The organism is uncultured Spongiibacter sp. (genome assembly GCF_964011655.1).
Lineage (GTDB): Bacteria > Pseudomonadota > Gammaproteobacteria > Pseudomonadales > Spongiibacteraceae > Spongiibacter > Spongiibacter marinus.
In genome coordinates, this window is the sequence record NZ_CAXGPO010000057.1 from 1 (window position 1) to 9873 (window position 9873).

General features: G+C 56.7%; 7 protein-coding genes and 1 pseudogene. 1 reads left to right on the forward strand and 7 read right to left on the reverse strand.

The window, feature by feature from the left end; all coding sequences use genetic code 11:
- The 4 genes and pseudogenes from glmM to rlmE form a co-directional block, all read right to left on the reverse strand.
- Positions 1 to 817 (reverse strand): annotated as a pseudogene (gene glmM / locus ABNS66_RS15495) (phosphoglucosamine mutase); the annotation flags it as partial.
- A 2-nt stretch (positions 818 to 819) separates the two neighbouring features.
- Complete coding sequence (folP, locus tag ABNS66_RS15500) at positions 820 to 1689, reverse strand: dihydropteroate synthase (protein WP_239547742.1); 870 nt, start codon at positions 1687 to 1689, stop codon at positions 820 to 822.
- Positions 1690 to 1694: 5 nt separating this feature from the next.
- Positions 1695 to 3647 carry an ATP-dependent zinc metalloprotease FtsH gene (ftsH, locus tag ABNS66_RS15505; protein WP_286693933.1) on the reverse strand — a complete coding sequence of 651 codons (1953 nt, stop codon included), beginning with the start codon at positions 3645 to 3647 and terminating at the stop codon, positions 1695 to 1697.
- 123 nt (positions 3648 to 3770) lie between these two features.
- Positions 3771 to 4394: a 23S rRNA (uridine(2552)-2'-O)-methyltransferase RlmE gene (gene rlmE / locus ABNS66_RS15510; RefSeq protein WP_204996149.1), complete on the reverse strand. Its 624-nt coding sequence runs from the start codon at positions 4392 to 4394 to the stop codon at positions 3771 to 3773.
- A gap of 112 nt (positions 4395 to 4506) precedes the next feature.
- Between rlmE and yhbY the strand changes: the two genes are divergently transcribed.
- Positions 4507 to 4815, forward strand: a complete 309-nt coding sequence (yhbY, locus tag ABNS66_RS15515; RefSeq protein ID WP_204996148.1) for a ribosome assembly RNA-binding protein YhbY — start codon at positions 4507 to 4509, stop codon at positions 4813 to 4815.
- Between the two features lie 19 nt (positions 4816 to 4834).
- On the opposite strand, the gene greA is transcribed toward yhbY, so the two are convergent.
- The 3 genes from greA to carA all read right to left on the reverse strand — a co-directional run bounded on the left by greA (position 4835) and on the right by carA (position 9759).
- Positions 4835 to 5320 carry a transcription elongation factor GreA gene (gene greA / locus ABNS66_RS15520; protein WP_204996147.1) on the reverse strand — a complete coding sequence of 162 codons (486 nt, stop codon included), beginning with the start codon at positions 5318 to 5320 and terminating at the stop codon, positions 4835 to 4837.
- Complete coding sequence (gene carB / locus ABNS66_RS15525) at positions 5317 to 8538, reverse strand: carbamoyl-phosphate synthase large subunit (protein WP_204996146.1); 3222 nt, start codon at positions 8536 to 8538, stop codon at positions 5317 to 5319. Before carB ends, greA begins: the two co-directional genes overlap by 4 nt.
- A gap of 72 nt (positions 8539 to 8610) precedes the next feature.
- A complete protein-coding gene (gene carA / locus ABNS66_RS15530) occupies positions 8611 to 9759 on the reverse strand; it encodes a glutamine-hydrolyzing carbamoyl-phosphate synthase small subunit (RefSeq protein WP_204996145.1) in 1149 nt (382 codons plus the stop codon).
- Positions 9760 to 9873: the final 114 nt, after the last annotated feature.

Here is a 9873-nt window from a genome sequence, read left to right on the forward strand (position 1 = left end):
TGCGACGGTGTTGATCCGCGGCAATGATGTACAGCAATTCATCGCCATCGACCAGCTCGCCATTGCTGTCGACAAACAATACGCGATCGCCATCGCCATCAAAGGCAATACCCAAGTCGGCCTTCTCTGCCACCACGCGCTCGCACAGCGCTTTGGGGTCGGTCGAGCCATATCCGGCGTTAATATTTAAGCCATCCGGCGCCGCACCAATAACTACGAGTTCGGCCCCCAGCTCGGCAAACACCGCTGGCGCCACATGATAGGTCGCGCCGTGGGCGCAATCCAAAACCAGTTTAAGGCCGCTCAGGGAAAGGTCGGAGCCGACCGTCGATTTGCAGTATTCAATATAGCGACCCGCTGCATCATCTATGCGCTTGACCTTGCCCAGCGCCGACGAGTCGACGGTGGTCATCGGCAGGTCCATCGCCGCTTCGATTGCACTTTCAAGCGCATCGGGCAACTTACTGCCTTCAGCCGAAAAGAACTTGATACCGTTGTCGTAATACGGATTGTGGCTGGCACTAATAACAATCCCTGCGCGCCCCTTAAAGGTACGGGTCAGATAGGCAATCGCCGGCGTTGGCATTGGCCCCAACAAACGCACATCTATGCCTGCCGCCACCAAGCCCGCTTCCAGCGCAGACTCAAACATATACCCCGAAATCCGCGTGTCCTTACCAATTAACACTCGGCTGCGGCCTTCTTTTGCGAACACCTGGCCAACCGCCCAGCCCAGCTTCAGAACAAACTCGGGAGTGATGGGAAACTCCCCCACTCGACCGCGCACACCATCAGTGCCGAAATACTTTCTTGTCATTATCAGAATCCTTTTAGCGCTGCGGCGACGGCTAAGGCATCGGCCGTTTCAGCGATATCGTGGGCACGAATGATGGCCGCGCCGCGCTCGGCAGCGAGAGCAGCCAGGGTGATACTACCGGGCATACGATCAGCAACTGCTCGTCCGGTAATATCACCCACCATAGACTTGCGCGACACTCCCACCAACACCGGATAACCCCAGGCGCACAATTCCGGCAGGCGGCGGAACAAGGCCAGGTTGTGGGCTAGCGTCTTACCAAAGCCAAAACCGGGGTCCAGCAGTAAGCGCTCCGCTGGTATTCCCGCGTCGGCGCAGGCGGCTACGCGTTCACGCAAGAAGGCCTCTACCTCAGTGACGACATCCTCGTACTGCGGTTGACGCTGCATATCCCCCGGTTCGCCACGCATATGCATCAAACAAACCGGCAGGCCGGAGTCGGCAGCCGCCGCTAGCGCGCCTTCGCGACGCAAAGCCCGCACATCATTGATCAGCCCAGCCCCCGCCGAAGCCGATTCGGCGATCACAGAAGCCGTGCTGGTATCCACCGAAATCACCACATCAAATCGCCGCGCAACCGCTTCTACCGCGGGCAGCACACGCGCCACCTCCTCCGCCTCGGAAATCGGCGCCGCGCCGGGGCGCGTTGATTCACCACCAATATCAATCATGGTGGCACCGGCGCGCAGCGCCGCATCAACCTGGTTCAGCAGGGTATCGAGGTGCAAACCGCCATCACGGAAATAGCGCCCGCCATCGGAGAACGAGTCGGGAGTGACATTGATTACCGCCATTAACTGCGGTTTCGAGAGGTCTAAAACGCGATCGCCACAGCTCAGCTGTGGCGATTCGGGAATCTTCGATAAAGCCATCGGGATCAGTGATCGCTTACCGAATCAACAAAGGGGTCTTCGGGGCCGCGCTTGCGTGGCTGCTCGGCGTCATCTTCCGCTTCGTCATCCACTACCGGGCGCTGTTGGCCGCCGCGACGATTTTGGTCGTCGTCCCAGCCCGCTGGGCTGCGTGGCTTGCGCCCCGCCATAATGTCGTCGATCTGCTTGGCATCGATGGTTTCGTACATCATCAATGCTTCAGCCATCATATCCAGCTTGCTGCGATTTTCTTCCAAAATGCTCTGCGCCTTGGCATAGCACTCATCGATGATGCGTCGTACTTCCTCATCGATCTGTCTGGCCGTCTCGCCGGAGACACCCTTGCCAGGCTGAGCGGCAGAGCGACCCAAAAAGACTTCTTCGTCAGCATCGTCATACATCAGTGGGCCCATTTTTTCTGACAGGCCCCACTTCGTTACCATTTTGCGCGCGATGTCGGTGGCGCGCTGAATATCGTTCGACGCCCCGGTAGTGACGCCGTCGGCACCCAGCGTCATCTCCTCAGCGATACGACCGCCAAACAGCGAGCATATCTGGCTGATAATGTGGCGACGGCTCAGGCTGTAGCGATCTTCCTCTGGCAAGAACATGGTCACACCCAGGGCACGCCCACGCGGAATAATACTCACCTTGTAAACGGGATCGTGCTCAGGCACAACGCGGCCAACAATGGCATGCCCGGCCTCGTGGTAAGCGGTATTGAGCTTTTCCTTCTCCGACATCACCATCGATTTGCGCTCGGCGCCCATCATGATCTTGTCTTTGGCCAGGTCGAACTGTTCCATCGTCACCAGGCGCGAATTTGCCCGCGCGGCAAACAGCGCCGCCTCGTTTGCCAGGTTCGCTAGATCAGCACCCGAGAAACCCGGTGTACCGCGAGCAATAACCGCGGCATCCACATCGTCACCGACCGGCAATTTGCGCATATGTACTTTCAGGATTTGTTCACGCCCGCGAATATCGGGCAGGCCAACCACGACCTGGCGGTCAAATCGCCCGGGGCGCAGCAGGGCTGGGTCAAGCACATCGGGACGGTTCGTCGCGGCAATAACGATAACGCCGTCATTAACTTCAAAACCGTCCATCTCAACCAGCAGCTGGTTCAGGGTTTGCTCACGCTCATCGTGACCACCGCCCATGCCGGCACCACGGTGACGGCCGACGGCGTCGATCTCATCGATAAAGATAATGCAGGGTGCTTGTTTTTTGGCCTGCTCAAACATGTCCCGCACACGCGAAGCACCTACACCGACAAACATCTCGACAAAGTCTGAACCGGAAATCGAGAAGAAGGGGACTTTTGCCTCGCCGGCAATCGCCTTGGCGAGCAGGGTTTTACCCGTTCCTGGGGGGCCCACCATCAATACGCCGCGAGGGATACGGCCGCCCAAACGCTGGAATTTCCCGGGGTCGCGCAGGAACTCAACCAACTCCTGTACGTCTTCCTTCGCCTCATCGACACCGGCAACATCGGCAAAGGTGGTTTTAATCTGGTCTTCACTCAGCAGTCTGGCCTTACTTTTGCCAAACGCCATCGGGCCGCCTTTGCCGCCACCCGCGCCACCTTGCATCTGGCGCATGAAAAACATAAAGATCGCGAGAATAATTAAAATCGGGAAGCTGGCGACCAGCAGTTGCGTCCACAGGCTTTGCTGCTCAGGCTTGCGCCCTTCTACAACAACATTGTGTTCCAGCAGGTCGTCAATCAGCTTGGGATCATCGAGCAAGGGACGAACGGTTTCGAACCGGCTATTATCGTTACGCTGGCCGCTAATGACTAAGCCATCGATCACCACCTTTTGCACACGCTCGTTTTGCACCTCAGTAATAAACTGGGAGTAATTGAGCTGCTCAGTAGGCGATTGCACGCTGAAGTTATTAAATACTGTCAGCAACACTGCGGCGATAACCAGCCACAATAATAAATTTTTAGCCATGTCGTTCAAAAACCGATCCTCATATCGCACGCTGCGCAAAGCCAGTTGGCCAGGCGCACAGTCCTAGACCCCACTCTACTACAGAAATTCCACGCTCTCTACGAACAAATGGCCGCAGCACCATTACGCCTTGAGGCCACGCCCCAGCAAATAAACTTCACGCGAGCGCGGCCGCGATGCCGCAGGCTTGCGCGTTATTACCTTGTCAAAGCGGCTGCGCATGTCTCGAAAATACGCCTCGAAGCCTTCGCCCTGGAATATCTTTGTTACGAAATCGCCACCAGGGCGGAGCACATGAGCCGCCATATCAAGGGCCAGCTCACATAAATACATAGAGCGGGGCTGATCCACGTCCTTCACTCCACTCATATTGGGGGCCATATCGGAAATTACAAGGTCGGCCCGCTGATCACCCAGCGCGGCGAGCAGCTCGTTGAATACCGACTCTTCGGTAAAATCACCCTGAATAAACTCAACGCCAGCCAGTGTATCCATCGGCAGAATATCTGAGGCCAATACACGCCCCCGGTCGCCCACCAGTTCTGCCGCTACCTGGGACCAGCCACCCGGCGCGCAGCCCAGATCAACAACACACATCCCAGGCTTTATCAGACGGTCTTTTTCTTGAATTTCCAGTAACTTATAACAGGCGCGCGAGCGATAGCCCTCCTTTTGGGAGCGCTTCACGTAGTGGTCATCAAAGTGCTCTTTCAGCCACGCACCACTAGAAGAAGATCGTTTTGCCACCGCATTTCCCTTTTTTGTATGTAAACGGGCCGAGCCCCAAAACGGGCGTATCGCTAACAGTATACCTTTCCCGTACAATAACGCTCCCGTAAACCAACACAGCTAGATACCTATGGAAGCACTCACCGCCAGCGACAAAAAACATCTGCGCAGCATTGGCCACAAACTCAACCCTGTTGTGATGATTGGCGACCGAGGCTTGAGTGAAGGTGTGGAGCAGGAACTGGAGCGGGCCCTGGAGGACCACGAACTGATCAAGGTCAAAGTCAATGTTGCCGATCCAGGCGAGCGGCGCGAATTGATCGATCAACTGTGCGAGGGAAGCCGCGCACAGCTAGTACAGGCTATCGGTAAAATAGCGCTGATCTACCGCGCCGCGAAAAAGCCCAACCCGCGCCTGTCAAACTTGCTGCGCGCCTAAATCGGCGCGCTGTGCGGCGCTACTCTGCGAGGTGTTGCACCTGGTCGATTTCGTATTCGATGTCGCCACCGGGGGCAGCAACTACCGCCACATCACCCTCTTCCTTACCGATCAAGGCGCGCGCAATCGGCGACGTGACAGAGATCTTACCCGCCTTCACGTCGGCCTCGTCCTCACCAACAATGCGGTAGGTTACTTCTTCGTCGGTATCGCAATTGATCAGCGACACAGTGGTGCCGAAAATCACCTTGCCGGTACAGGGAATTGTGGTGATATCAATCACCCGCACATTGGATAGCTTGCCTTCAATTTCCTGAATACGACCTTCACAGAAACCCTGCTGCTCACGCGCAGCATGGTATTCGGCGTTTTCTTTCAAGTCGCCGTGCTCACGGGCCTCGGCAATCGCCTGAGTAATGCGAGGACGATCAACCGTTTTCAGGCGCTTCAGCTCATCGCGCAACGCCTGTTCACCGGCCACCGTCATCGGGGTTTGCTGACTCATTTTACCAACTCCTCATGCACATCCTGCAGGCGACGCACCGTACGCTCAGCGCCGAATACCAGCGCCTGGCAAATGGCTTCCGCCCCCGCCAGCGTTGTGGTGTAACTCACCTTATTCTGCAGAGCAGAGCGGCGAATCAGCGATGAATCGGCAATCGCCTGCTTACCTTCAGTGGTATTGATAATCAGATCAATATCGCCATTTTTGACCATATCGACAATATGCGGACGCCCTTCCATTACCTTATTCACGCGTTGGCAAGCGAGGCCCGCATCGGCCAGGACTTTGTGCGTTCCGCGAGTCGCGCACAGCTCAAAGCCCAACTCCAGCAACTGCTTCGCTACCGCAACAGCGCCCGCCTTATCTGGGTCACGCACCGAGATAAAGGCACGACCTTCGGTTGGGAAGACTTCGCCAGCACCGCGAGCCGCCTTAGAGAAGGCCTCTGCGAAGCTTTCGCCCAAGCCCATAACCTCGCCCGTCGACTTCATTTCGGGCCCGAGAATCGGGTCGACACCGGGGAATTTATTGAAGGGGAAAACCGCCTCTTTCACCGAGTAGTAATCGGGCACGCGCTCGGCGGTAAAGTTTTGCTCAGCAAGGCTGGTACCCGCCATACAGCGCGCGGCCACCTTGGCCAAAGACAGACCAATACACTTGGAGACGAAGGGCACGGTACGCGAAGCGCGCGGGTTGACCTCGATCACGTAGATCTCGCCATCCTGTACTGCCAGCTGCACGTTCATCAGTCCGACAACGCCAAGCTCCAGGGCCATGCGCTTGACCATTTCGCGCATTTTGTCCTGCGTTTCGGCATCGAGCGAATATGGCGGCAGCGAACACGCCGAGTCACCCGAGTGAACACCCGCCTGCTCGATGTGCTGCATAATGGCGCCAATCACCACCTGCTTGCCGTCTGACACGGCATCGAGGTCGACCTCTACTGCCGCATTAAGGAAGTGATCCAGCAGTACCGGCGACTCGTTGGACACCTTCACTGCTTCGCGCATGTAGCGCTCCAGTTCTTCCTCTTTGTAGACAATCTCCATGGCGCGACCACCCAATACATACGATGGGCGAACAACCAATGGATAGCCAATTTTCTGCGCAGCGGCCAATGCCGCCTCTTCAGAGCGCACTGTGGTGTTGGGCGGCTGCTTGAGATTCAGGCGCTCAATCATTTGCTGGAAGCGTTCGCGGTCTTCAGCGCGGTCAATCGCCTCAGGGCTGGTACCAATAATCGGCACGCCGGCAGCTTCGAGGTCGCGAGCCAGCTTGAGTGGCGTCTGCCCACCAAACTGCACGATCACGCCCTTGGGCTTTTCTTTCGCCACAATCTCCAGCACATCTTCAAGCGTTACTGGCTCGAAATACAGGCGGTCGGAAATATCGTAGTCGGTGGAAACCGTCTCGGGGTTACAGTTCACCATAATGGTTTCGTAACCGTCTTCGCGCATGGCCAATGCCGCATGCACGCAGCAATAGTCAAATTCGATGCCCTGACCGATGCGGTTTGGACCGCCACCGATAACCAGAATTTTTTCGCGCTCGCTTGGCTGGGCTTCGCACTCTTCCTCGTAGGTTGAGTACATATACGCCGTAGATGTAGCGAACTCTGCCGCACAGGTATCCACCCGTTTGTACACCGGCAATACGCCCAGTGCATGACGGCGGGCGCGCAATTGCCGCTCGCTCACTGCCAGCAGCACGGACAAGCGCTGATCGCTGAAACCTTTGCGCTTGAGGCGACGCATAAGCGCTTCGTCAATATCCGACAGCGCCACCTTCTTCAGGGCGTTTTCAGACTTAACAATGTCTTCGATCTGCACCAGGAACCAGGGGTCGATCCACGAGTGCTCGTACACCTCTTCCACCGACATGCCAGCACGGAAAGCATCGGCCACATACCAAATGCGCTCGGGACCGGGGTTGGTCAGCTCGGCAATCAACACATCGCGAGCATCGTCGCGATCGACATCAATCTTGTGCTCGAAGCCGGCAGAGCCTACTTCCAGACCACGTAGTGCCTTTTGCACAGACTCCTGGAAGGTGCGGCCAATCGCCATCACCTCTCCGACCGACTTCATTTGCGTATGCAGCTTGGTCTGTGCTTCGCCGAACTTTTCAAAGGTAAAGCGCGGAATCTTGGTCACGACATAGTCGATGCTCGGCTCAAATGACGCTGGCGTTGCGCCGCCGGTAATGTCGTTTTGCAGCTCATCGAGGGTGTAACCCACCGCCAACTTGGCAGCGACTTTAGCAATTGGGAAGCCAGTGGCCTTCGAGGCCAATGCCGATGAACGAGACACCCGCGGGTTCATCTCAATCACTACCAGGCGGCCGTCTTTCGGGTTCATCCCAAACTGAACGTTCGAACCGCCGGTTTCAACACCGATCTCACGCAGAACCGCGCAAGAGGCATTTCGCATGATTTGATATTCTTTATCAGTCAGCGTTTGCGCAGGGGCAACGGTAATCGAGTCACCGGTGTGCACACCCATCGGGTCGAAGTTTTCGATGGCACAAATGATGATGCAGTTGTCATTGCGATCACGCACCACCTCCATTTCAAACTCTTTCCAGCCGATCAGGCTTTCATCGATCAACAGCTCGTTGGTGGGCGACAAATCCAATCCGCGGGTACAAATCTCCACGTACTCTTCTTTGTTATAGGCAATACCACCGCCGCTGCCGCCCATTGTGAACGACGGACGAATAATCGCCGGGAAACCGATGGAGTCGAGAACTTGCAGCGCCTCTTCCATGCTGTGTGCAATCGCAGAGCGCGGCGTTTCCAGGCCGATACGCTTCATCGCTTGATCGAACAACTGGCGATCTTCGGCCATGTCGATGGCGTCTTTCTTGGCGCCGATCATCTCTACGCCGTACTTCTCCAGTACGCCTTCGCGATCCAGGTCCAGCGCACAGTTCAACGCTGTCTGCCCACCCATTGTTGGCAGCAGTACATCGGGGCGCTCTTTCTCGATGATTTTTTCAACAGTCTGCCAGGCAATCGGCTCAATGTAGGTGGCATCAGCCATTGCCGGGTCGGTCATGATGGTGGCCGGGTTGGAGTTCACCAGAATAACGCGATAACCCTCTTCGCGCAGCGCCTTACAGGCTTGCGCACCGGAGTAGTCAAACTCACAGGCCTGGCCGATGACAATCGGGCCGGCACCCAGGATCAAAATGGATTCTATGTCGGTTCTTTTGGGCATGTTGTCTCCGCTTTACGCTCAGCGAGAGCGGCTACTGCCGCCCCCGGTTGCGCAGGACGCAATCCGATAGTCTCAACCGGCCTTCTTGGCCTGGATTAACTCAATAAAGTGGTCAAACAAGGGCGCAATATCATGCGGCCCCGGGCTAGCTTCTGGGTGTCCCTGAAAGCCAAACGCAGGTTTGTCATTGCGCTCAACCCCCTGCAAGGAGCCATCAAACAGCGACTTGTGGGTCACCGTCATGGTCGCCGGCAAGCTGTCTTCATCAACGGCAAAGCCGTGGTTCTGACTGGTGATGTGTACCACCTTGGTTTTTAAGTCCTGAACCGGATGGTTGGCGCCGTGGTGGCCAAACTTCATCTTCATGGTCTTTGCACCTGATGCCAACGATAACAGCTGGTGCCCCAGGCAGATGCCGAAGACCGGCAAGTCGGCGTCGAGAATGTCTTTGATCGCCGCGATGGCGTAGTCACAGGGCTCTGGATCGCCCGGGCCATTGGACAGGAAGACCCCATCGGGATTCATCGCCAGTACATCAGCTGCTGGCGTGGTTGCAGGCACCACGGTGAGGCGACAGCCGCGGTCGGCCAGCATACGCAAAATGTTGCGCTTTACGCCGAAGTCATAGGCAACAACATGGTGAGGCAAGTCGTCATCGCCCAGGACTTTATGACCCTCGCCCAGCTGCCATGTGCTTTCGCGCCACTCATAGCGCTCGGCAGTAGTCACTTCTTTCGCCAGATCCATGCCTTTCAGGCCTGCAAAGCCCTTTGCCAATTCCAGTGCTTTGGCTTCATCTTCCGCGCCGAGGTCATCACCGGCCAGCAGACAGCCACCCTGAGCACCCTTGTCGCGCAGAATACGCGTCAGGCGGCGGGTATCTATCTCGGCGATGCCGACTATATTGCGCGCGCGCAGATAGTCAGACAGGCTTTGCTCGCTGCGGAAACTGCTCGCCAACATGGGCAAATCGCGAATAACCAAGCCCGCAGACCAAATTTCTGCAGCTTCTTCGTCTTCTGAGTTAACGCCGGTATTGCCGATATGGGGATAGGTCAGCGTCACGATCTGACGCGCGTAGGAGGGATCGGTGAGAATCTCCTGATAACCCGTCATGGCGGTATTGAACACCACCTCCCCAACCGAGTGCCCGTGCGCACCGATTGCAACACCCCGAAAAATACTGCCGTCTTCTAGGGCGAGTATGGCTGTAACCGTCAAGATAACCTCCTGGATCAGACTTGCGGCCGAGAGTCACCGCCGACAGCCGTCGGAACGATAACCAGGGAACCACAGAGGAAAATACGCGTGCAAAAAAGCGAGATGCGGTGAATC

Coding starts and splice junctions, on each gene's coding strand:
- folP (WP_239547742.1), bottom strand. CDS start 1,689: ATGGCTTTATCGAAGATTCCCGAATCGCCACAGCTGAGCTGTGGCGAT.
- ftsH (WP_286693933.1), bottom strand. CDS start 3,647: ATGGCTAAAAATTTATTATTGTGGCTGGTTATCGCCGCAGTGTTGCTG.
- yhbY (WP_204996148.1), top strand. CDS start 4,507: ATGGAAGCACTCACCGCCAGCGACAAAAAACATCTGCGCAGCATTGGC.
- greA (WP_204996147.1), bottom strand. CDS start 5,320: ATGAGTCAGCAAACCCCGATGACGGTGGCCGGTGAACAGGCGTTGCGC.
- carB (WP_204996146.1), bottom strand. CDS start 8,538: ATGCCCAAAAGAACCGACATAGAATCCATTTTGATCCTGGGTGCCGGC.